The 22000-nt window shown below is 49.1% G+C and carries 24 protein-coding genes; 10 read left to right on the top strand and 14 right to left on the bottom strand.

The genetic code is table 11. The features are described from left to right. Positions 1–27: 27 nt before the first annotated feature. The 9 genes from ACV7NC_RS13480 to ACV7NC_RS13440 all read right to left on the bottom strand — a co-directional run bounded on the left by ACV7NC_RS13480 (position 28) and on the right by ACV7NC_RS13440 (position 6710). Complete coding sequence (locus tag ACV7NC_RS13480; protein WP_458153109.1) at positions 28–450, bottom strand: GPW/gp25 family protein; 423 nt, start codon at positions 448–450, stop codon at positions 28–30. 19 nt (positions 451–469) lie between these two features. Next, positions 470–769, bottom strand: coding sequence for a PAAR domain-containing protein (locus ACV7NC_RS13475; protein ID WP_458153107.1), 300 nt, complete (start codon positions 767–769; stop codon positions 470–472). A 45-nt stretch (positions 770–814) separates the two neighbouring features. Further along, positions 815–2605 (bottom strand): type VI secretion system tip protein VgrG, encoded by a 1791-nt coding sequence (vgrG, locus tag ACV7NC_RS13470; protein ID WP_458153106.1) that lies wholly within the window; start codon positions 2603–2605, stop codon positions 815–817. Between the two features lie 9 nt (positions 2606–2614). Then, on the bottom strand, positions 2615–3316 hold the full coding sequence (locus ACV7NC_RS13465) for a CIS tube protein (RefSeq protein ID WP_458153105.1): 702 nt from the start codon (positions 3314–3316) through the stop codon (positions 2615–2617). Beyond that, positions 3317–3481, bottom strand: a complete 165-nt coding sequence (locus ACV7NC_RS13460; RefSeq protein ID WP_458153104.1) for a DUF5908 family protein — start codon at positions 3479–3481, stop codon at positions 3317–3319. A 17-nt stretch (positions 3482–3498) separates the two neighbouring features. After that, positions 3499–3969: a phage tail protein gene (locus tag ACV7NC_RS13455; RefSeq protein WP_458153103.1), complete on the bottom strand. Its 471-nt coding sequence runs from the start codon at positions 3967–3969 to the stop codon at positions 3499–3501. 32 nt (positions 3970–4001) lie between these two features. Beyond that, positions 4002–4460 (bottom strand): phage tail protein, encoded by a 459-nt coding sequence (locus ACV7NC_RS13450; protein ID WP_292924259.1) that lies wholly within the window; start codon positions 4458–4460, stop codon positions 4002–4004. An 80-nt stretch (positions 4461–4540) separates the two neighbouring features. After that, a complete protein-coding gene (locus ACV7NC_RS13445; RefSeq protein ID WP_458153102.1) occupies positions 4541–6124 on the bottom strand; it encodes a phage tail sheath family protein in 1584 nt (527 codons plus the stop codon). Between the two features lie 205 nt (positions 6125–6329). Beyond that, positions 6330–6710 (bottom strand): exosortase system-associated protein, TIGR04073 family, encoded by a 381-nt coding sequence (locus ACV7NC_RS13440; protein ID WP_458153101.1) that lies wholly within the window; start codon positions 6708–6710, stop codon positions 6330–6332. A gap of 373 nt (positions 6711–7083) precedes the next feature. Between ACV7NC_RS13440 and ACV7NC_RS13435 the strand changes: the two genes are divergently transcribed. Then, entirely contained in the window at positions 7084–7236 is a 153-nt protein-coding gene (locus ACV7NC_RS13435) for a hypothetical protein (RefSeq protein WP_458153100.1), read from the top strand. 136 nt (positions 7237–7372) lie between these two features. Here ACV7NC_RS13435 and ACV7NC_RS13430 read toward each other — a convergent pair whose 3' ends face one another. The 5 genes from ACV7NC_RS13430 to purB all read right to left on the bottom strand — a co-directional run bounded on the left by ACV7NC_RS13430 (position 7373) and on the right by purB (position 13426). Next, positions 7373–7864, bottom strand: coding sequence for a hypothetical protein (locus ACV7NC_RS13430; protein WP_458153099.1), 492 nt, complete (start codon positions 7862–7864; stop codon positions 7373–7375). Between the two features lie 202 nt (positions 7865–8066). Continuing rightward, positions 8067–9176 carry a molecular chaperone DnaJ gene (dnaJ, locus tag ACV7NC_RS13425; RefSeq protein WP_458153098.1) on the bottom strand — a complete coding sequence of 370 codons (1110 nt, stop codon included), beginning with the start codon at positions 9174–9176 and terminating at the stop codon, positions 8067–8069. A gap of 148 nt (positions 9177–9324) precedes the next feature. Then, entirely contained in the window at positions 9325–11259 is a 1935-nt protein-coding gene (dnaK, locus tag ACV7NC_RS13420; protein WP_458153097.1) for a molecular chaperone DnaK, read from the bottom strand. Positions 11260–11327: 68 nt separating this feature from the next. Then, a complete protein-coding gene (gene grpE, locus ACV7NC_RS13415; RefSeq protein WP_458153096.1) occupies positions 11328–11921 on the bottom strand; it encodes a nucleotide exchange factor GrpE in 594 nt (197 codons plus the stop codon). Between the two features lie 125 nt (positions 11922–12046). Then, the gene (gene purB / locus ACV7NC_RS13410) at positions 12047–13426 is read right to left on the bottom strand and encodes an adenylosuccinate lyase (RefSeq protein ID WP_458153095.1); all 1380 of its coding nucleotides are present in this window, start codon (positions 13424–13426) and stop codon (positions 12047–12049) included. Between the two features lie 150 nt (positions 13427–13576). On the opposite strand from purB, the gene ACV7NC_RS13405 reads away from it, so the two are divergent. From ACV7NC_RS13405 to ACV7NC_RS13365, 9 genes are all read left to right on the top strand, one after another. Further along, positions 13577–14071, top strand: coding sequence for a low molecular weight protein-tyrosine-phosphatase (locus ACV7NC_RS13405; protein ID WP_458153094.1), 495 nt, complete (start codon positions 13577–13579; stop codon positions 14069–14071). Between the two features lie 13 nt (positions 14072–14084). Next, positions 14085–15191: an S-(hydroxymethyl)glutathione dehydrogenase/class III alcohol dehydrogenase gene (locus ACV7NC_RS13400; RefSeq protein WP_458153092.1), complete on the top strand. Its 1107-nt coding sequence runs from the start codon at positions 14085–14087 to the stop codon at positions 15189–15191. A gap of 2 nt (positions 15192–15193) precedes the next feature. Then, on the top strand, positions 15194–16036 hold the full coding sequence (fghA, locus tag ACV7NC_RS13395; protein ID WP_458153091.1) for an S-formylglutathione hydrolase: 843 nt from the start codon (positions 15194–15196) through the stop codon (positions 16034–16036). Between the two features lie 68 nt (positions 16037–16104). Next, positions 16105–16347, top strand: coding sequence for a hypothetical protein (locus ACV7NC_RS13390; protein WP_458153090.1), 243 nt, complete (start codon positions 16105–16107; stop codon positions 16345–16347). Continuing rightward, entirely contained in the window at positions 16344–16568 is a 225-nt protein-coding gene (locus ACV7NC_RS13385; RefSeq protein ID WP_458153089.1) for a hypothetical protein, read from the top strand. The genes ACV7NC_RS13390 and ACV7NC_RS13385 overlap by 4 nt, the downstream gene beginning before the upstream one ends. 179 nt (positions 16569–16747) lie before the next feature. Then, positions 16748–17458: an Abi-alpha family protein gene (locus tag ACV7NC_RS13380; RefSeq protein ID WP_458153088.1), complete on the top strand. Its 711-nt coding sequence runs from the start codon at positions 16748–16750 to the stop codon at positions 17456–17458. 197 nt (positions 17459–17655) lie between these two features. Beyond that, positions 17656–19281, top strand: coding sequence for a formate--tetrahydrofolate ligase (locus ACV7NC_RS13375; RefSeq protein WP_458153086.1), 1626 nt, complete (start codon positions 17656–17658; stop codon positions 19279–19281). 223 nt (positions 19282–19504) lie between these two features. After that, positions 19505–20233: a phosphate regulon transcriptional regulator PhoB gene (gene phoB / locus ACV7NC_RS13370; protein ID WP_458153085.1), complete on the top strand. Its 729-nt coding sequence runs from the start codon at positions 19505–19507 to the stop codon at positions 20231–20233. A 205-nt stretch (positions 20234–20438) separates the two neighbouring features. After that, a complete protein-coding gene (locus tag ACV7NC_RS13365; protein WP_458153084.1) occupies positions 20439–21986 on the top strand; it encodes a M10 family metallopeptidase in 1548 nt (515 codons plus the stop codon). Positions 21987–22000 lie beyond the last annotated feature (14 nt).

The following is a 22000-nucleotide window of genomic DNA, read 5'->3' as shown; positions in this document are numbered from 1 at the left end:
GCATTCCCATCCGCTTACCCGAACAAATTACAACTTAACGTTAGTCCCTTCAGTGAAATAAAACGGATAAACAATGTTATGGCGATTATTGGTTGTCCGCACGATATAACTGATGTTAATTTTTATCAGTCCGTTCAAGATATCGTTTGCATTATCCGACTCGACGGTGATCGCTTCCACGATGATCCGTGGCTCGAAAAACAAGATAGCGCGTCTGACCAGATCGATCATCACCGTCACTGCGGTCTCGTTGATTTCTTCAAAAATCTGCGCTTTCAAACCGCAACCGTAGGTCGGTTGCATCACCCGCTCTCCGGGGTTGGTCGATAATAAAATGTATAAGCTTTCCCGGATATCCTCTTCAGCAGAGATGCGCTTCACCGATCCATTGATCTGAAACTCGGGCGGAAACCCCCAGCCGGTGCCGAGAAAGGATTTATCGACCGTCATTTCTAATGGAATCCCAATATTAACCGCCGATCATCACAGTCGGAAAACCAATCACGATCGCACCGCCATGCGCGGTGGTATCACCAACCCGGGCCGCCGGCTTATTACCAATCATGACGGTTGCCGAGCCTTTCACAATCGAATCGGGCGGTCCGACACACACGCACATATCGCCCACGACCGCAGCGGGGAGGTTGCCAATCAACACATTCGGCACACAAGGTCCGCTGACCGGACCACCGACGTGAGGAATCGGCGGAACGCCGGGAGTCTGCATCGGACAGGTATGCATATCGGTTATTCGGGCAGCTGGCGGCATGATTCTGCTACTCCTGTATCGATCGTTAATTTTTCCGGGTGAAGCTTAGTTAATCATAACAATGCCGCCTTTCACCGTGGTTTGCCCGCTGGCGGACAATTCGGCTGTGGCATTGCCTTTGGCGCTGAAACCGACATTTGCCTGATGATTGACATTCAATCCTTGGCACTTGATATCCGCTTGCGCCGTTGCTTCGATATTGCCAACGGCATCAATGGTAATCTTGCCTTTGGCGCTGATCTTAATGTCCTTTGGGCTATCGATCACGATACCGCTGGAATTCAGTTCAATCTTGTTGGAATTTTGGTCTTGCAACAGAATCGATTTCTGATCGTCGTTGATGACAATCTTGTTGTTGGCGGGAGTAATCAGCGTGATGATTTTCTTTTCGTCGTCAAACTCCAGCTTGAGTTTGTTTCTTGTCACCACCGCCTTGATGTAATTGTCAGCAGTCAATTCGTATGGCGGTTTGCGATTGCTGCTGTACAGACTCCCTAGAATCACCGGATACGAGGGATCGTCGTTGAAATAACCTAACACCACTTCATCGCCGATTTCCGGAATAAAAAAAGCGCCAAAACCATTCGACCCATAGAAATTCGCAAGCCGCGCCCACACGCCTTCGGTATCCGATTGCATCACCGGAACCGATACCTGGACTTTGTATTGTCCATCCGGATCGGCATCCAATTTTTTCACCACGCCAATCTGCAAGCCGCTGACCCCAGGTACCAATCCGGACGCCAGCGGCGCTTCGGTTTTATACTGTTCCGTAAACCAGAGCGGCGACAGGCCGAATTCGATTTCCGTGACCCAGTTGCCTTGTTTGATTTCATGTTTTACAGCCGTCACCAATACATTGCCGTTAAAGCGGTCACCAACACCTTTTAACTCGATCAGTTCACCGACTTTGGCTTTGGCGCTGCCCTGAAACGATGCATAACCGCGGATTCTCGCCAAAGCCGATTTTACTTGCTGCCCCTTAACCCAATCGGTTAGCGCCGAATCGTCGAGTGATATCGGCGTTTGCAAGCGAAAATTGCTGGCCGCGATCACGGCGGCCAAATCGCTTCCTGTCAGATTTCCTTGGCTGGTCAGATTGTCTGGAGCTGCTTGTGAAACTTGTACCGCTTGGTCTGTTAAATTCCACACGGCACCTTTCACTTCCTCATATTGGGCAGCGGCATCCAAGTCCGCACCAAATGCCATCAGATCGATCCCGTAAGTCAGCGTCAACACCGGTTCACCGCTCACTTGCGGAGCTTTAACACTGACTTTGGCTTCATTGATCGTCACCAACAAACCATTGGCCTCAGCTCTGGCGAGCACATAATCCCAATCCGTACAGTAATACTGCACCAGTTCCTTAAAGCTGGTATTTGTGGCCGCTACCTCGGACGACAGTCCACCATAGGATCCGATGATTTTGCTGAGAATGTCACTGTCTTTCGAATCGACATAGTTGGCATTCTTGCGCCCCACTGTCATGGCAACCGCTTTATCTTTGCATTGCACAATCAAGCGGGAGAAGTTATCGCCGTCCATTTTGATGCCATGCTTAATCACGATGCCTTTAAAAACCGTGTCGGTCTGATTGGCGTATCCGGCATTAATAGTAATTTCCGCTCCGGGTTTAAAATCGTCAGCATTACTCACCGGAAAATCATTGTTCGGCATATCGCCATCCAATAAAACGATCCTGGCGTGCGGAATTTTGTTGACCGCGTAAAATATTTCGATGGATACGATCTGAACCGAGTCTGCGATCGCAGCACCATCACTTTGGATGGTTACCGAAACCACACCTGTGCTACCGGTCAAAGGGGATTCTGCCATAGTATAAACTCAGCTTAATGGCGGGAACTGAAGCTTCATCCCGGGCTTTAGATCACGAAAATTTGTCAGGTTATTTATCTTGGCGACTTGCGGATAATAACCGCAGTCCTGATAAATCCGATAACACAGCAGCGGCAGGGTGTCACCGGCTTTCACTTCGATCAGATGGGTTAAATCCGGTGACTCGGTTGCAGCTTCTTTGGAAATTTCCTCACTGCTTTGATATTCGACAAATGTCAACGTGACTTTGGCTCTGAGCGGCACGCCACTCGGTTTGAACAAGGTGTAATCCAGTTTCAGGGTTTCCACCCGTCCATAAAACAGCAATTCTCCCCATTTTACTTGCACAATCGGCGCTTCGTGCTTACTGCCTTGATAGTTGTAAACCACATCTTTCAATAAATCGACTTGATCCTTGATCGGGACCGGATCGCTAACCACATCGAGCGGGTTAGCACGCACCGCGCCGGTTGCATCCAATATCAATTCCTTGAGCGTAAATTTCTCCGGATGACTGATATCGTATTTGGTTTCCGTTCCCGGTTGGCCCAGCACCCGGTTTTTCGAATAACTTAACCGGAGCGTTTGCTCATATCCCGCGGGATTGATCATTGCTTCGAATTTTTGCCTGGAGCCATCCACGCTGATCTTGCCGCTATTCACTGTGCACGGAGAAATCGTCAGCAGCGTTTTTGTTCCGCTTAGCAGCATTTAGCGGTCTTCCATTCGCTGCAAAGAATCATGAATCATGCGGCGGCATTCGGAAAGAATATCCTCCTTGAGTTCCCGGTACTCTTCCGGCAGCTCCGGATCCTCCTGTTTGGTTCTTTGGACGATGTTTGATTTGATCAGTAATTGCTTTATTTCAATAGACATCTTCTTATCCTGACGGGCTAAATGATGCGGGATGAAGCGGTATAGCTCAGCACAATTTTTTCAATCGCCACTTCGTTTTTAGTCGATCCGAAACTTTCCACTTCCCATTTCAAAGGATACGCCGAATCAAAAGACCAGCCGCGAATCGGCGCCTTGTCTTCGTTCATCAGGTACACCAGTACCGGCAAGGGTTTAATCGCTAAATTCAAACCGGATTCCAGTGTAGATTTACACCAAATCACCAGCGGTGAATCTAAAGCGGCTATTCCCCGCTTCAACGATAAATTCGAATGCTTGGTGCCTTTCGGCAATTGCCGGACAAACCGGTTTTCACCGCCTTCGATCACGGTTTCGACGTCCATCTCGATATCGATCCCGGAAACTTCCTGAAACGAAGTGTCAACCGTCAAACCGGCCGGCGGTCCGATAATTACCTTAAAATAAAAAGCAGATGGCGGATAAATATTGCCCGACAATGACATATTCATCGAACCGCTCATCTGCTTTCCGGAGCTTGTGATTAACTGTTGGCGATCGTCAAGCCTTCATGCACGATCTCAATACTCTCGATTGCCACTTCGTTGCCTTCCGATTTCAGGTCGGTACCGGTAATTTTGGTCGGCCAGGCATTGGTCAACGTCCATACCATCGTTGCTTTACCCCCTTCATCAAGCAAGCTGATTGTGACCGGCAGGCGTTTAATCGTGTTCATCTTGATTTGCTTAAACCAATCCCAGAATTTGTTATCCCCTTTAAAAATGCCTTTCTTCATGGTGATATTGCCAAACTTCTTCATCCCCGGCATCTTAATGACCGAAAATTCCGGGCTATCGCCATGACGGTATTTTATCTCTTCGGATTGGATATCCAATCCGCTGACTTCCTGAAACCGCATCACTTGTGAATCCCATTTAACCTGAAAATAAAATTTCGGCATGGGCCAAACTGTTGTCGATTGAGCTGATCCATCATCTGCCATGATTAACTCCTGCTTATTTTATTGATTAAGAAATAAATGTCGTGTCCGTCAACTGCATTAGTAACAGCTTAACTTTCAGGTTAAGATTTCTGCATCTGCTGCTGGAAAGTAATCTCGATAAACTCAGCCGGGCGGCTCAATGCAACCAGCACGGTCACTTTCAACATGCCATCCAGAATGTCCTGCGGCGTCATGGTTTCGCCCAAACCGACATAAACACCAAAGGCGTCGTCCGGTGTTGCGCCAGCCAAACCACCCCGTTTCCAGATGCTGGTCAAGAAATTACTGATCATGCTTTTGATCGTAACCCAGGTATTGGAAACATTCGGTTCAAATACATAGGCCTTGGTTGCCAGCTTGATCGATTCTTCCAGCATGATCATGGTTCTGCGCACATTGATATAGCGCCAATCAAGGCTATTGCCGTCGAGCGTGCGCGCGCCCCAAACCAATGTACCTTCGCCAATGAAAGTGCGAATCGCATTGATCGATTTTCCGGCAGTCGTCACATTCAAATCTTCCTGCTGCGCATGTGTGATTTCCACAGAAGGTGAAATCACCGCGTTCAGACTGACATTGGCGGGCGCTTTCCACACGCCACGGGAATTATCCACCATGGTATAGACACCCGCCATGCCTGCGCTTGGCGGCAACAAATTGAGCTTGAGCTTGATACTTTCGATAATGTTCTTGTAAAGCGGGCAAACCGCGGTGAGAATTTTGTGCAAATCTTCATCGCTGGACATTTGATCGGTTTTCGGCGTCACACCAATTTCCGCAATTTTGGCGTTGATTTCGCCTTTTTTCTTGTCATCCAGATCACTACCGTCAGTTTCCGCTTTCAGCAATTCTTTCAGTTTATCCAGGTTGGAAACATTTGCGAAGCTTAAATCGCCGGTTTGCACAATCGAGGTATTCAACCAGGGATAGTACGCCGCAGCAAAATCCAGACTGTTCGTACCGAGATCGTTGCGGAAATTCTCGATACATCCGCTATCCTGCGCTTCCTTATAACCGTCAAACACGTCCAGAATAGCAAAACGGTTTTTCATCACTTGCCCGCAATGGCTGAGCATCGCCTGCTGCAGCGCAATGCAATCCGCTTCGGCCAGCGACACCGCATCCGGAATCACTACCATGGTTGGTTCTTGTTCTTTTAGCAGAATATCAATTCCTACGCTCAGTTTTGGCTTTTCAATAATTTGCTTTGCTATTTCCTGCTCGTAATTTCCTACCGAGATCACATAACAAGCTCCGCCGCCGTTCTGAAAGAACAGCATCATGCTGTGATAAAGAAAATAGCGAGCCCCCTGCAGCGTCAAACCATACTCTTTATCATTGCTGGAGAAATCGGATTCAGTTACTACCGCCGCAACAGCACTCCCCTTACCAGAATCTTTATCCTTATCTTTCCCACTGGGAGCAGGGGCGGGAACCGCAACTTCGGCTATCTGATATTGCGTTTTGGGCGGGCCGCCGAAAAAACTAATAAATTCGGACATGGACGAGATTCGCCACGCTTTGTTTAACAAAGATTTGCCCTTATTGTTTGCTTTTTCCGTATACCCGATAAATGCCGGCACAGCTGTAGCGACTTCTACGACGGAATTGGGAAACGCACTCTTTTCAACAATGTAAACACCCGGTGTTTTATACTGCCCCATAGCCAGCTCCTTATTGATTGGATTAGTAGCGCTCTACATCTTGCTTAATTGAACCCGACAAAACTTAGAAATATTACAGTGTTACACTTATTTCCTCTAATTCAATTTAACATATTACAGCTTAGCCGAAGAATGGCGAAACCTCAAGGAAATTGTAAGATCATTAGAAGAGCGTTTAAGAATGCCCGCTCCAAATAGTTCGGAATTATCTCCCCATGCGCCAGCCAAGGTAGTCGGTTTCTTTCCAGAAATCTTCCCAAATGAATACTGGATCGGGAATTGGGTAAGTAGGCAACCAGAAAGTGGCGAAATCTATCGCACCGTTGGCCGTGCGGCCGACCGTATGAAACATGCCCCAAAGCAATCCATTAATGGTGCCTATAACAATTTGATCATCCTTCTCATTCCATATCGCAAGGTTTTTCGGCAGCTCCATCCATCCGGTTGCGACATTAGCGATACCGCTGACGATCTTCGTCCCTGCTCTATTGAAGTAAATGTCGGCGGTGATATTTTCTGCATGTGTTGACGTCGAAACCGACAATAACAGAAAAAATATAAGCATTAGGCGAACGACTGCTTTCATGGTAAAACTCCTTTCTGAGTTATAAATGCAATGTCCGGTATGATTTCATGGAAATGAGTGAAAGTGAAGCCATCACTTGCGCAATCACTATGTCAGATGAAATCTGATTATCCGCTAGCGGAAAAAGATAGAGCGTTTTCCGTTCAATTTCCACTGACGGATATAGTATGATTAAACTTCTTATCTTGGTTGCGGAGAATTGAAATAAATGTCGGATTTAATCGAAATTACTTTTTATTGCATCATTGCTTTGGTTGCCGGTTTATGCTTGGCACAGTTCATTAACGACAAGTATCGTAAGTAACAAACCGGTATACCCTTAGGGCTGCCAAGAAACGGATTGATTGTGATTTATTGCGACAGGAAGCGTTAAATGAATAAAATGATTGTGATTGTTTCATTAGCCTTTGCATTGATACTGTTTGGCTATTACGAAGTTACCGGGGATGGCGTAGTTTTGGCGCCACTGCTGTTAGGTCTATTGATTTCTTTTATCAGTGCGATGGTGTTACTGGCAAAGAAATAATCCATCAAGCTGGTTATGCTGTAACTTGAAATCCCTCATGCAGAAAGCGGAACCGAACAGCAACTTTCATTAAACTCAAGGGATAGTTTAAATTGCTGCCGTTCGATTTCGCATTAAGCGCACAATGCCCTATCAATCAATTAAGACTTAAATAAAGCCAGCGAAAACTTTCATCGTCGTTTACCGTATCCGCAGTGCTGCTACAACCAACGGAATAATCCAGATGAATGTGGAAAAAATCATTCAATGTCAACGATCGGATTCTGCTGCTCAAAGTAAAAGCATAACTGCTTCCCTTTTCAGCACTCGCATGAGATTCGTTCGAACGAGCACCCTCTTCCACAACCATTGCATCTTCGCCATTCACCAGGCCTAAGTCTGTTCCATTTCTCAGTGATTTCATGACGCTGGCGCGGTTCAACTGTTTCATGGCGGTTACTTGTAAGGCACTCACAATGCTGTCATCCTCGATAATAAAGTACACCCCGCGTAAACTCCCCATACTGCCACCCACTTGGTTAACCTTGAAATTGAGGGAACCGTCAGTGTTTTCTTCGATCGTCACCCAAGCCGCTGGTTTGTGGTTATTCGTTGCTCTGCCATTCACTAAAAATGATATCGTCGCCATAATCGCCTCTTTTTTAACTGATAATTTCCATCCGTTGAAGATGAAAAATAGTTTGAATTAACAGGCTTTACTATAGGCCAAGAGGAATCGCGAATTGTGAAGGAAATGCAAACTCTTTGTAAATTACTGGATAAAATCGCCCTGCTTAGATCATTAGCGAATTAGATTACCGGAGTCCGATACTATTAATCGGACAACCGATTCATTTTTCAGAGAAAAATTCGCGCGCTTTATCCATCCAGGATTTTGCGCGAGGACTGTGACGTGACCCGTCTTTCAAGCTAATAGCTTCCAATTCTTCCAGCAGTTCTTTTTGACGTGAGGTCAGCTTAACCGGCGTTTCCACCACGACATGACACAACAAATCCCCCTTGTCATGACTGCGCACCCCTTTGATACCCTTACCTCGCAACCGGAAAATTTTACCGGTCTGCGTTTCAGCCGGTACCTTGATTTTGGCGTGCCCTTCCAGGGTCGGTACTTCGATTTCCCCGCCGAGCGCCGCGACAGTAAAACTAATCGGAATCTCGCAATGCAGATGATCGCCATCACGGCGGAATACCGAATGTGCCGATAAGTGCACAACCACATACAAATCCCCCGGCGGCCCGCCATTGACGCCGGCTTCACCCTCGCCGGAAATGCGAATCCGGTCGCCATCGTCGACTCCTTCCGGAATTTTCACATTGAGCGTCTTATGCTGTTTCACCCGCCCGACACCGTGGCAACTGGAACATGGCTGGGTGATGACCTTGCCGCTGCCGTGGCATTTTGGACAGGTTTGCTGGATAGAGAAGAATCCTTGTTGCATGCGGACTTGGCCATGCCCGTTACAGGTTGAACAGGTTTTTGGCGAACTTCCGGGCTTGGAACCGCTACCATGACAAACATCGCATATTTCCATCGTTGGAATGCGAATTTTAGTTTCAGTCCCGCGCGCAGCCTGCTCCAGAGAAATTTCCAGGTTATAGCGCAAATCCGAGCCCCGATGCACATTGGCACGCCCACCGCGCCCGCCAAATAAATCGCTGAAAATATCGCTGAAAGCATCGCTGAAACCTTGCGCACCGGCACCCGCCGCACTGCCTTCGACGCCAGCATGTCCAAATTGGTCATACGCGGCGCGTTTATTCGGATCGGTCAATACTTCATAAGCTTCTTTCGCCTCTTTAAACATTTCTTCCGATTTCACATCACCGGCGTTGCGATCCGGGTGATATTTCATTGCCAGTTTGCGATAGGCTTTTTTGATCGTGGCTTCGTCGGCATCGCGGCTGACGCCCAACACTTGATAATAGTCGCGCTTACTCATATTGATTTCCTGCTACCGTGACAGATATAGGGTGTTCTGTTTCTTGATTATGGATGTTTTTTTTCTAACGCTAAAACGCAGAGCGCGCACCAGAAAGATTTCTCTTTCTTGGTGCGCCTCTGCAGTGATATCGTTGTGTCAGCAACAATTATTTTTTGTTTTTAACTTCCTCGAACTCCGCATCCACAACTTCGCCTTCGACCGGTTTCTCGCTTTGGTTCGAACCTGCATTGGCACCGGGTTGCGCTTGCTGACCTGGTTGATCGTGTGGTTGATACATTTTCTCGGCCAATTTATGTGCAGCTTCGGTCAAAGCCTGTGTTTTCGCTTCAATGGCTTCCTTGTTATCGGTCTTAAGCACATCTTCCGCGTCTTTTAACGCTGCTTCAATTTTGGCTTTATCATCACCGCCCAATTGATCGCCATGCTCTTTCAGAGATTTCTTGACCGAGTGAATCATGGCATCGCACTGGTTACGGGCGGACACCAGCTCCATTGCCTTATGATCTTCTTCCGCATGTGCTTCCGCGTCTTTAACCATGCGTTCGATTTCCTGATCCGACAACCCGGAACTGGCCTGGATCTTGATCTTGTTTTCCTTACCGGTTGCCTTATCTTTTGCGGACACATGCAGAATACCGTTAGCGTCGATATCAAACGTTACCTCGATCTGCGGCATGCCACGCGGCGATGGCGGAATGTCGCTCAAATTAAACTGACCCAGGCTTTTATTGCCGGATGCCATTTCCCGTTCACCTTGCAGCACATGAATCGTAACCGCCGTTTGATTATCTTCTGCGGTAGAAAATACTTGCTGCGCCTTGGTCGGAATCGTGGTGTTTTTCTGAATCAGCTTGGTCATCACGCCGCCGAGTGTCTCAATACCCAGGGACAATGGCGTCACATCAAGCAACAGCACGTCTTTTACATCACCTTGCAACACACCGCCTTGAATGGCAGCGCCGACAGCAACCGCTTCATCGGGATTCACATCTTTGCGCGGTTCCTTGCCAAAAATTTCTTTCACTTTGTCTTGCACTTTCGGCATACGGCTCTGCCCGCCGACCAGAATCACGTCATCAATTTCCGATGCGCTCAAACCAGCATCCTTGAGCGCCGTGCGGCACGGTCCTGCGGTACGCTCGATCAAATCTTCCACCAGGCTTTCCAATTTCGCGCGGGTTATTTTGACCGCCAAGTGTTTGGGTCCGGATGCATCGGCCGTGATGTAAGGCAAATTGACTTCCGTTTGCTGGCTGGACGACAACTCAATTTTGGTTTTTTCGGCCGCATCTTTCAGACGTTGCAATGCCAGCATATCCTTCTTCAGGTCGATGCCGTTTTCTTTCTTAAACTCGTCGACCAGGTATTCAATAACGCGTGAGTCGAAATCCTCACCGCCAAGGAAAGTATCGCCATTCGTTGCCAGTACTTCGAACTGATGCTCGCCTTCAATCTCCGCAATCTCAATGATGGAAATATCAAAAGTACCGCCACCGAGGTCATAAACCGCGATTTTGCGGTCGCCTTCCTTTTTATCCAAACCGAAAGCCAGTGCAGCGGCGGTCGGCTCGTTAATGATCCGCTTTACTTCCAACCCGGCAATACGCCCGGCATCTTTCGTTGCTTGACGTTGCGAATCATTGAAATACGCAGGCACCGTAATAACCGCCTCGGTGACAGGTTCTCCCAAATAATCCTCGGCGGTTTTTTTCATTTTCACCAATACTTGCGCCGACACTTCAGGAGGCGCGATTTTCTTGCCGCGCACTTCAACCCAGGCATCGTTGTTATCCGCCCGGATAATGCTGTACGGCACCATCTTGATGTCGCGCTGCACCATATCTTCGTCAAAACGGCGTCCAATCAATCGTTTGACTGCGAACAAAGTATTTTTCGGATTGGTAATTGCTTGACGTTTCGCCGAAGCGCCCACCAGAATTTCACCTTCCTCGGTATAAGCCACAATCGATGGGGTCGTCCGGGCGCCTTCCGAATTCTCAATGACCTTGGGCTTACCGTTCTCCATCACGGCTACGCAAGAATTGGTCGTTCCTAAATCGATACCGATAATTTTTGCCATATTTAGATCCTTTTTGAAATTAATTCTGCTTGTAAATTGATTGGTAAATGGAGATATCTGTCAAAAATTCAAGTATCTTTGGATTTAGAAACCGATACCAGCGCTGGGCGGATGACTCGTTCATGCAGCTTGTAACCTTTTTGCATGACCTGAACCACGGTATTGGGGGGCGATTCGGAATCCACCATGCACATGGCTTGATGCTGATGCGGATCGAACTTCTCACCTTTGGGATCAATCGCTTTAATACTAAACTTCTCAAACACATTGGCGAGTTGCTTCTGCGTCAATTCCATCCCGTTTTTATAATTCTCTACCGTCGCGTTTTCCACTGCCAACGCAGCTTCCAGGCTATCCATTACAGTAACTAATTCGGTTGAAAAATTTTCAACCGCGTATTTATGCGCATTGGTAACATCGCTTTGAGCGCGTTTGCGGATATTCTCGGTTTCCGCTTTCGCGCGTATCCACGCATCATGGTGTTCGGCGGCTTTTATCTCAGCCTCTTTCAACAATTGTTCAAGATTGGGTTGTGCAATACCAATTCCACCCGTTTGAATGGTGGGATCGCTGGTTGCGCCGGGAATATTCATTCCCTCCAAATTTTCTGCTGCGCCTGCTTGACTGGTTTCTGCATTTTGCGGATTTTCTGGACTTTGCATTATTCCTCCTAATAACTGTGCAAGCGATATTGGGGTCACCGTTTGAAATTTCAAGCCAGAAACAAAACTTTTTTTACTTTTTCAGATTAACTATTCCAGTTCAATCGGTTACAGATAAAAATCTGTTATTTCGATTTCACAGCGACAGCCAGCTCACTAGCTTTGCCAATATAGTTGCGAGGCGTCAATGCCAATAAGCGTTCTTTCTCCGCTTCGGGAATATTGATTTGCGCGATAAACTGATGCAGCGTTTCCCGGGTAATGCCGCTTTTGCCGCGCGTTAACGCTTTCAGTTGCTCATACGGATTAGCGACACCATAACGCCGCATGACCGTTTGAATCGGCTCGGCCAAAATTTCCCAGGTGTTATCCAGATCCTCCAGGATCTGCACAATGTTGACATCCAGTTTATTCAAACCCTTGATGCAGGAATCGTATGCCAGCAAGGTGTGACCTAATGCAACGCCCATATTGCGCAACACCGTTGAATCGGTTAAATCCCGCTGCCAGCGCGAAACCGGCAACTTCTCGCTCAAATGACGCAACAGGGCGTTCGCAATGCCGAGGTTGCCTTCGGAATTTTCAAAGTCGATCGGGTTGACTTTGTGCGGCATGGTTGAAGAGCCCACTTCGTTTTCTTTGGTTTTTTGCTTGAAATAACCAAGCGAGATATAGCCCCAAATATCGCGATTCAGGTCGAGCAAAATGGTATTGATTCTGGCATAAGCATCAAACAGCTCGGCCATGGTGTCATGCGGTTCGATTTGCGTGGTATACGGATTGAATTCCAATCCCAATTGTTCCACAAACGATTGCGCGAACTTTTCCCAATCCAAATGCGGGTAAGCGGATAAATGCGCATTGTAATTGCCGATAGCGCCATTGATCTTGCCCAGAATGGCGGCCGCTTCGAGTTGTTTCTTCGCGCGTTGCAGCCGATAGGCGAAATTCGCCATTTCCTTTCCAAGCGTCGTCGGCGACGCCGGCTGTCCGTGCGTGCGCGCAAGCATGGGTATTTCCGCCAATTGCTGCGCCAACTCGATCAGTTTAGCAATAATCGCGGTCAATGCCGGCAGCATCACCTGCTGCAAGCTGGTTTTGAGCATCAATCCATGCGACAGATTGTTGATATCTTCCGAAGTACAGGCAAAGTGAATGAATTCGGCTACGTTCGTGACTTCCGCATTATCGCTGAGCGTTTGTTTCAGCCAATATTCGACCGCTTTCACGTCGTGATTGGTAATGGCTTCAATCGCCTTGACGGCTTCACCATCTGTCACCGAAAAATTTGCGAGTAGCTCATCCAGGCGTTCATGGGTTTCTGTCGAGAAAGGCGGCACTTCGGTAATCGCAGGTTCGGCGCTGAGCGCTTTCAGCCAGGCAATTTCGACTTGCACACGATAACGGATCAATGCAAACTCGCTGAAATACGGCCGCAGTGACTCAACTTTGCTGTGATAACGCCCATCCAATGGCGAGAGTGCGGTAATAGCAGAGAAATTCATAATGATTAAGGATAAATGAAGCGCGGATTCTATCACGCTTGCTTATTATTGTTGCAGATGGTATTCAGCGGCTGTGCACTGTTCTTGCGTTCATAGCCGTGTAAAATACCACCCATTGCCATTAATAATCGCTGCCACTAAGAAACACTCATGAATACTCAAAAGAAAATCAAAGTACTGTTTGTCTGCATGGGCAATATCTGCCGTTCACCGACCGCCGATGCGGTGTTCCGTCATCATGTCAAAGCCGCGGGCGTGGATCATCTGATCGAAGTCGATTCGGCGGGAACGCATGCCTACCATATCGGCAATCCGCCGGATGAACGCTCGCAGCACACCGCATTGAAGCGCGGCTACAAAATGGACGATTTGCGCGCGAGAGCGGTGGAATCGCGCGATTTTGACGAATTCGATTATATCCTGGCGATGGATAAGGAAAATCTGCGGCTGTTGCAGCAGCGCAGTCAACGCCACCATCACGGCAAAATCCAGTTATTCATGACCTTTGGCGAGAGCTACGACGGCGATACCGAAGTGCCGGACCCCTACTTCGGCGGCCATCAAGGCTTCGAGCTGGTCCTCAACATGGTGGAAGAAGCCAGCCAAGGTTTGCTCAAGCATTTACACCAAACCATCAAATTTTGAACAGGAATCCCTCATGAAAACAAAAGCTGCTGTCGCCTGGAAAGCAGGCGAACCGTTGACCATCGAAGAAATTGATCTGGAAGGCCCGAAATCCGGCGAAGTGCTGGTTGAAATCAAAGCCACTGGCATTTGCCATACCGATTACTACACGCTGTCGGGCGCCGACCCCGAAGGTTTGTTTCCGGCGATTCTCGGTCATGAAGGCGCGGGCGTGGTGGTCGATGTCGGTCCCAACGTCAAATCGCTGCGTAAGGGCGATCACGTCATTCCGCTGTACACGCCGGAATGCCGCGAGTGTAAGTTCTGCTTGTCGAAAAAAACCAATTTATGCCAGGCCATCCGCAGCACCCAAGGCAAAGGCCTGATGCCCGACAGCTCATCGCGTTTTTCCATCGGCGGCAAGCCGCTGTTTCATTATATGGGCACGTCGACGTTCTCGAATTACACCGTCGTGCCCGAAATCGCACTGGCGAAGATCCGCCAGGATGCGCCGTTCGATAAAGTGTGTTATATCGGCTGCGGCGTCACCACCGGCATCGGCGCGGTGATCTACACCGCCAAAGTCGAAGCCGGTGCGAATGTTGCGGTGTTCGGTCTGGGCGGCATCGGCTTGAACGTGATTCAAGGCGCACGCATGGTCGGCGCGGACAAAATCATCGGCATCGACATCAACCCCGAACGCGAAGCGATGGCGCGCAAATTCGGCATGACGCATTTCATCAACCCGAACGACGTGCCCAACATCGTCGACGCCGTGGTGCAACTGACCGATGGCGGCGCGGATTACAGCTTCGAATGCATCGGCAGCACCAAAGTGATGCGCCAGGCGCTCGAATGCACGCACAAAGGCTGGGGGCGCAGCATCATCATCGGCGTTGCAGAAGCCGGTGCGGAAATCAGCACGCGGCCGTTCCAGCTCGTCACCGGACGCAAATGGGAAGGCTCCGCGTTCGGCGGCGCGCGCGGCCGCACCGATGTGCCGAAAATCGTCGACTGGTACATGGAAGGCAAAATCGACATCGACTCGCTGATCACGCACACGCTGACGCTGGACAACATCAACGAAGGCTTCCGCCTGATGAAAGCCGGTGAATCGATCCGCTCCGTGGTGATTTACTGATCGTGACGACACTCGAAACCCGCAGCCTGCACCACTGCTTTGGCGGAATCCAAGGCTATTACCAGCATCGGTCCACCGTCATCGGTCTGCCGATGCGCTTCTCGGTGTATCAACCGCCGCAAGCGGAACAGCAACGCGTTCCGGTACTGTTCTTCCTCGCCGGACTGACCTGCACCGAAGAAACCTTCATGATCAAAGCCGGCGCGCAGCGCTACGCCGCTGAACTCGGCTTGATGCTGGTCACGATGGACACCAGCCCGCGCCAAACCGGCATTCCCGGAGAAACCGACGCCTGGGATTTCGGCGCCGGTGCGGGATTTTACCTCGACGCCACCACCGAACCGTGGGCGCGACATTACCGCATGGAAAGCTACGTGACGCAGGAATTGCGCGACATCATCGTGCAACATTTTCCCGCAGATCCCAACCGCATCGGTATTTTCGGTCATTCGATGGGTGGTCATGGTGCGTTAACGCTGGCCCTACGCTATCCAGAAATTTACCGCTCGGTCTCGGCATTCGCACCAATTTGCGCCCCGATGCGCTGCCCGTGGGGACAGAAAGCATTCAGCAACTACCTCGGCGAAAACCAGCAAGACTGGCAACCATACGACACCACCGCATTGCTCCAAGCCGGACACCGCGTCCCCGATCTACTCGTCGATCAGGGATTCAACGATCAATTCCTAACCACACAACTCTTCCCCGAAGCACTGGAACAAGCCTGCGGCGACGCCGATCAACCGCTGACGCTGCGTTATCATCAAGGCTACGATCACAGTTATTACTTTATCAGCACGTTTGTTGGTGAGCATTTGAACTATCATCGAGAGCAGCTTGGTTAGCATGCATTTAATTACATTTATGCCAATAAACAACTGAGTAGCTTTAGTTCGTTATGCTAGAATTTCGCATGGACTTTGAAATTATCGGCGAAATCAAATACTCCGAAACAATTGCTCGCGGTTCCGGTATCCGGGAGATAAACCGGCTTCGAAAAATTCATGGTCCGGGTAATTGGCGCAAACGCAAAGGTTATGCGATGGTGCGCTTGCATGACGGATCAATCCGGGAAGCCGAGATTCATTGGTATGAAGCGGCCGGTATCGGCAAGCGTGAATTCAAAATCAAACGTTATAGGGATATAACATCATGAGTAAACATCAATTTGCAATTTGCATTGACAATCGCGGCTATGAAGTATCGCTAGAAACCCGCAAACTGTACGAAGTACTGCCCGATGCCGATGCGGAGAAGCATGGGCAGATTCGTGTGATTGATGAATCGGGAGAAGATTATTTATTCCCGGCCACTGCTTTTACTTGCATATCGTTACCGGAAAATGTTGTTGAACGTGTTATTTCTGCGCATGCTTAGTAGTTCGTAGGGTGGAAGTCTGGTAAAGCGTTCCGCCAAAAGCATAAATATAAGCCTAATGTTAAAAACGGCTGAACACCCTGACGGGCTTCCGCCTTACAGGTTACTTTATCAGCACGTTTGTCGGTAAGCATTTGAGCTATCATCGTGATGCGTTGACAGGTAATTAGGAGAGTATTTTGATTGATGATAGAGACCTGTTAGGACTTCAACCCGTTAGTAAAGCAATAGAAAAATCCGTAGATGGTCTTGGTGCTTTCCTTGGCAAAATTTGTATGCCTGTAGCAGAAGAAATCGGCTTATATTTTCAGGATAAAGTAAAAGTTTGGCGCGCAAATAATGCTACTGAAATTGGAAAGAGAGCTGAAAAGTTAGTTGACGCCAATGGAGGCATAGAAGGTAAATCTATTCATCCATTACTAGCTTGGAAGATAATCGAAAATGGCTCTTTCGCCGATTCCAGTGAATTACAGGATGCTTGGGCTGGATTGCTAGCTTCTTCATGCAGTGAGCACCCGGATGATAGCAATCATATTTTTATAGATATCTTAAGTCAGCTCACAATCTTGCAGGTTAAAATCATTGTTTATTCTTGCAAAAACTCACATATATTTGTTTCAAAGCAGGGATTTATTTACTCTGAAGATCTATCTGTAAGTAAAGAAGCTATATTCAAAATCTGTGATAGCGATGATCTACATAGAATTGACCGGGAAATGGACAAAATGAGGTCTAGTGGATTACTTGGGCTAGGTGGCGGTTTTCATCCCGATGAAGCTACTGCGGATCTAACACCCTCCCCATTGTGTTTGCAGTTTTATGTTCGGTGTAGCGGATTCAATGGTAGCCCGGTTGATTTTTACAAAGCTAAAGAGAAATCTAACAATTAACTCCAGCCAGTCGCTGACGCCACGTCGGAGCATTAGGCATCAGGTACAAAGCTAAGAATTTTTTGCGGATAATTACGCTGCAGATTCAAGAAAATTTTGTAGAAAATAGCTTTCAATATTTTTCAGTTTGTAAAATTCTCCATTCAACTTACCAAAACCTAGTTCTATCTTCAGCTGCTTAATCTAGAGTTTCTTATATGCAACCTATATTGAATATCGCCGCAAAGCTTAATTTAGCACCGGATAAGCTGATGCTGTTCGGTGAGCACATGGCGAAACTGCGGTTGAGTGCTTTGCCTCAAAAGAATGCTCAACCGAAAGGCAAAATTATCTTGGTTTCGGCGATTAATCCGACGCGTACCGGTGAAGGAAAAACGACGGTTTCTATCGGGCTGGCCCAAGGTTTGGCACGTATCGGTCAGTCCGTTGCGCTGGCATTGCGCGAACCATCGCTTGGCCCGGTTTTTGGCATTAAGGGCGGCGGTGCCGGCGGCGGGCGTTGTCAGCTTGAACCGTCGACGCGTATCAACATGCATTTCACCGGCGACCTGCACGCCGTCGGCGCGGCACATAATCTGCTTGCCGCGTTGCTCGATAATGCCGTGCATTTCCGCAGTGGTTTGGATCTGGAACATCGTCAGATTTTCTGGCGCCGTGTACTGGACATGAACGACCGATCGCTACGGCAAGCGGTGATCGGATTGGGTGGGCGGCTCAACGGCGTGCCGCGCGAAACCGGGTTCGATATTACCGCGGCTTCCGAGGTCATGGCGATTCTCTGTCTGGCCGAAGATCTCGTCGATCTCAAAGCGCGATTGGGGCGTATCCTGGTCGGGTTCGATCGTTCCGGCAATCCGGTGACAGCGCAAAGCCTGCAGGCAACCGGTGCGATGGCGGCTTTGCTGCACGACGCGATACTGCCGAATCTGGTGCAAACCACCGAAGGCGTACCGGCTTTTGTGCACGGCGGCCCTTTCGGCAACATCGCGCATGGTTGCAATAGCGTGATCGCCACCAAAGCTGCCGCGGCTTGTGCCGACTGGGTGGTGACAGAAGCGGGTTTCGGTTTCGATCTGGGCGCGGAAAAATTTTTCGATCTGAAATGTCGCAGTTCCAGGTTATGGCCGAGCGCGGTGGTGTTGGTTGTCACCGCACGCGCACTGCGGGTTCATGGCGGCGGCGATCCGACCCACTCCGTCAGCACCGAAGCAATCGAACGCGGACTGGCGCATTTGGAACATCACGTGCAAAGCGTGCGGGCTTTCGGCTTTGAACCGGTCATCGCCATCAATCGCTTCAAGGGCGACACCGACAACGAACTCAGTATCATCGAACAGTACTGTACCAAGCTAGGATTAAGTACCGCACTTTTCACCGGCTTCACCGACGGCGGTTCCGGCGCTGAAGCGCTGGCGCATGCAGTAATCGCCGCAACTACCCGGCCGCAGCCGCCCGTGCGCTACTTGTACGATCTAAATGCTTCGCCCGAAGATAAAATCGCCGCCGTTGCCAGTACCATCTATGGCGCCAGTGAAGTCGAGTTCAGCCGGACGGCAAAGAAAGACCTCGAGCGAATCCGCACGCTGGGTTTCGACCGGCTGCCAGTGTGTATCGCCAAAACTCATTTATCGCTCAGCAGCGATCCCGCAAAAGTTGGCCACCCCGAAGCATTCCCGTTGCCGGTCGAATCGGTGCGCATCGCTGCCGGTGCGGGGTATTTGCTGGTCATGACCGGCGATATCGTCACCATGCCAGGACTGCCTCACGACCCAGCCGCGCATCGCATCGACTTGAGCGGCGATGGCGATATCGTGGGTGTTTGAATGCCGATTGACCTGAATGGGTATTATGCCGGGATGAATCCCATTCAAAATCGCGCTCAGTAAACACAAAAAATCTTTTAGAAGCCCGCTCGACACATGCCATCGCCGGCTCGCTTCGTCATCCGTGACAAATAATATTTCCTTCATCATATTGTCATAAATATGTAACGCATTCTTTATATGATTACAGCATCATAAAACTGTGGTCAACAGGGAGTCGTTGATGGCTGTCACCATACTCGTAGTTGAAGATGAACTTGCAATCCAGGAATTAATCGCGCTGAACCTCAAGAAGGCTGGGCATATCGTGCTCTGCGCAAGCGATGCCGAGCAAGCCAAAAAAATGGTCAATAATGTTTTGCCGGATCTGGTTTTGCTCGATTGGATGCTGCCGGATACGAGCGGACTGGAATTTGCCAAGAAATTACGGCGCGAGGATCGCACCAAAGCGATTCCGATCATCATGCTCACGGCGCGTGTGCAGGAAAGCGACAAAATCGCCGGATTGGATGCTGGCGCTGATGATTATGTCACCAAACCGTTTTCGCCACGCGAATTGCTTGCACGTATCAAGGCAGTGTTGCGCCGCCGGTTGCCGGAAATGTCGGATGAAATCATCGAAATCGCCGGCTTAAAACTCGATCCGGTGACACACCGTGTCCATGCTGCTGCGAATGAAGATCCTTCAAGAATGACAGAAATTTCGCTCGGACCGACTGAGTTCCGGTTATTGCATTTCCTCATGGCGTATAAAGAACGAGTGCATACTCGCGCACAATTGCTCGATCGCGTATGGGGCGATCATGTGTTTATCGAGGATCGCACGGTCGACGTTCATATCCGCCGGTTACGCAAGATTCTGGAGAAAGTTGGCAAAGAAAATCTGGTGCAAACCGTGCGCGGTACGGGCTACCGCTTTTCGGTAGAGTGCGAAGAAGAAAGTATTGAATAAGCTATTTATTTTAATTTCTGCTTACCATTTTTAGAATACCTTTTAAGGAACACCGGCAAAACATTCAGTGCGCTTTGCTTTCCCCTAACTCATTAAACTCCTTCAATAATTTCTCTGTTACGCTGGATAAGATCTCAGCAGCTTATAATTTCCGGATCGGTTACAATAAAAAAATTGATGTGCAACTGCATATACTTTTTTATCTATGCCAACACCCTTATTTTCCAGTGGCGCCATTAACCGCAGCCTGTCCGGCGTCAACTCGATTGATGCGTTATTGAATGGCGTGCGCTGGTTGAGTTCCACCATCTCCTACAGCTTCCCAACCAGCAACAGCACTTCATTTTGGTCTACGTATTCCAACGGCTACGGCGCTGTATCCGGTGATGGTGAACCGTGGAGAAGCACATTTGCTCCTCTATCCAGTACCGATCAGAGCAATTTCACCCTTGCTTTGCAACAATGGGCGAATGTTATCAAATTGAATTTTACCCAAGTCGGCGAATCCCCCAGCAACGTCGGCGACATCCGTGCAGCCTATACGATCGAAGCGGATTCGCTGACTTTGGCATGGACTTACCTGCCGAGCGGCAGTCCGCTTGGAGGCGATATCTGGATTAACACTAAAAGTCAGCTCAATAAGGAAGAATGGAATCCCGGTAGCCTTTCATTCGAAACGATCATGCATGAGCTTGGTCACGCACTGGGGTTGAAACACCCGTTTGCAGACCCTGACGATCCTTCGGAAGCCACATTGCCGCCCGATTTGGATAACACCATCCATACCATCATGAGTTATACCTACGCCAATCTGGATGGTGATGAAGGCAACGGTTTTTCTTTTCATCCGACGACGCCGATGGTGCTGGATATTGCTGCGATCCAATACCTCTACAGTCCCAATAATAACTACCACGTAGGTAATGACACTTACCTGTTCGACGATGCTCACACATACCATCAAACCATCTGGGATGCAGGCGGCGCATCCGATTCGATTCACTATGCCGGTTCCCTGCCAAGTTTGATCGATCTGAATGCCACCCGCCCATCGTTAATCGGGCAATCGGTCTTTGTACAGGCCAACGGCATCAATGTCGGCTCGCCGATCCCGAATGTATGGATCGCCGACAAAGTGACTATTGAAAATGCCATCGGCGGACAAGGTGACGATATCCTGATCGGCAACAACAGTCGCAACAATTTGGATGGTAGCACCGGTATCGATACAGTTCGGATCGAAGCCCCGCGTAACCAGGTCACGCTGAGCAAAAATGCCAGCGGTTACACCGCCAAGGTAAATACCAGCCCGGGCAACGAAGATAGCCTCGTTAATATCGAACGGGTAAAATTTGACGATCAGCTATTGGCGCTCGACCTCGACGGAAATGCAGGAGAAGTGGCCAAACTGATCGGTGCGGTGTTCGGCGCAACCTTCGTCAACAACACCGGTTACGTCGGCATCGGACTGGACAAAGCCGATGAAGGATTAAGTTATGAGCAACTGGCAAAATTCGCGATCGACGCTACCCGGCTGACCGATCACGACAAAATTGTCACCCTGCTGTGGCACAACCTGTTTGGCGAACTTCCGACCGACAGCGAAAAATCTCCTTATGTTGAAATGCTTGACGAAGGCGACCTCTCAATTGGCGGATTAACCGTGCTGGCCGCGGAAAGCGTTATCAACGCGGAAAACATCAATTTGACCGGATTGGTGCAAAGCGGATTAACGTATATTGAAGTCGGTTGACGTTTTCCTGCGGC

The sequence above is a fragment of the Nitrosomonas limosa genome (assembly GCF_054188085.1).
Note: the sequence above shows the minus strand (reverse complement) of the source record. Positions and strands in the feature narration are given on the sequence as shown.

Coding starts and splice junctions, on each gene's coding strand:
- ACV7NC_RS13480 (WP_458153109.1), bottom strand. CDS start 450: ATGACGGTCGATAAATCCTTTCTCGGCACCGGCTGGGGGTTTCCGCCC.
- ACV7NC_RS13475 (WP_458153107.1), bottom strand. CDS start 769: ATGCCGCCAGCTGCCCGAATAACCGATATGCATACCTGTCCGATGCAG.
- vgrG (WP_458153106.1), bottom strand. CDS start 2,605: ATGGCAGAATCCCCTTTGACCGGTAGCACAGGTGTGGTTTCGGTAACC.
- ACV7NC_RS13465 (WP_458153105.1), bottom strand. CDS start 3,316: ATGCTGCTAAGCGGAACAAAAACGCTGCTGACGATTTCTCCGTGCACA.
- ACV7NC_RS13460 (WP_458153104.1), bottom strand. CDS start 3,481: ATGTCTATTGAAATAAAGCAATTACTGATCAAATCAAACATCGTCCAA.
- ACV7NC_RS13455 (WP_458153103.1), bottom strand. CDS start 3,969: ATGAATATGTCATTGTCGGGCAATATTTATCCGCCATCTGCTTTTTAT.
- ACV7NC_RS13450 (WP_292924259.1), bottom strand. CDS start 4,460: ATGGCAGATGATGGATCAGCTCAATCGACAACAGTTTGGCCCATGCCG.
- ACV7NC_RS13445 (WP_458153102.1), bottom strand. CDS start 6,124: ATGGGGCAGTATAAAACACCGGGTGTTTACATTGTTGAAAAGAGTGCG.
- ACV7NC_RS13440 (WP_458153101.1), bottom strand. CDS start 6,710: ATGAAAGCAGTCGTTCGCCTAATGCTTATATTTTTTCTGTTATTGTCG.
- ACV7NC_RS13435 (WP_458153100.1), top strand. CDS start 7,084: ATGAATAAAATGATTGTGATTGTTTCATTAGCCTTTGCATTGATACTG.
- ACV7NC_RS13430 (WP_458153099.1), bottom strand. CDS start 7,864: ATGGCGACGATATCATTTTTAGTGAATGGCAGAGCAACGAATAACCAC.
- dnaJ (WP_458153098.1), bottom strand. CDS start 9,176: ATGAGTAAGCGCGACTATTATCAAGTGTTGGGCGTCAGCCGCGATGCC.
- dnaK (WP_458153097.1), bottom strand. CDS start 11,259: ATGGCAAAAATTATCGGTATCGATTTAGGAACGACCAATTCTTGCGTA.
- grpE (WP_458153096.1), bottom strand. CDS start 11,921: ATGCAAAGTCCAGAAAATCCGCAAAATGCAGAAACCAGTCAAGCAGGC.
- purB (WP_458153095.1), bottom strand. CDS start 13,426: ATGAATTTCTCTGCTATTACCGCACTCTCGCCATTGGATGGGCGTTAT.
- ACV7NC_RS13405 (WP_458153094.1), top strand. CDS start 13,577: ATGAATACTCAAAAGAAAATCAAAGTACTGTTTGTCTGCATGGGCAAT.
- ACV7NC_RS13400 (WP_458153092.1), top strand. CDS start 14,085: ATGAAAACAAAAGCTGCTGTCGCCTGGAAAGCAGGCGAACCGTTGACC.
- ACV7NC_RS13390 (WP_458153090.1), top strand. CDS start 16,105: ATGGACTTTGAAATTATCGGCGAAATCAAATACTCCGAAACAATTGCT.
- ACV7NC_RS13385 (WP_458153089.1), top strand. CDS start 16,344: ATGAGTAAACATCAATTTGCAATTTGCATTGACAATCGCGGCTATGAA.
- ACV7NC_RS13375 (WP_458153086.1), top strand. CDS start 17,656: ATGCAACCTATATTGAATATCGCCGCAAAGCTTAATTTAGCACCGGAT.
- phoB (WP_458153085.1), top strand. CDS start 19,505: ATGGCTGTCACCATACTCGTAGTTGAAGATGAACTTGCAATCCAGGAA.
- ACV7NC_RS13365 (WP_458153084.1), top strand. CDS start 20,439: ATGCCAACACCCTTATTTTCCAGTGGCGCCATTAACCGCAGCCTGTCC.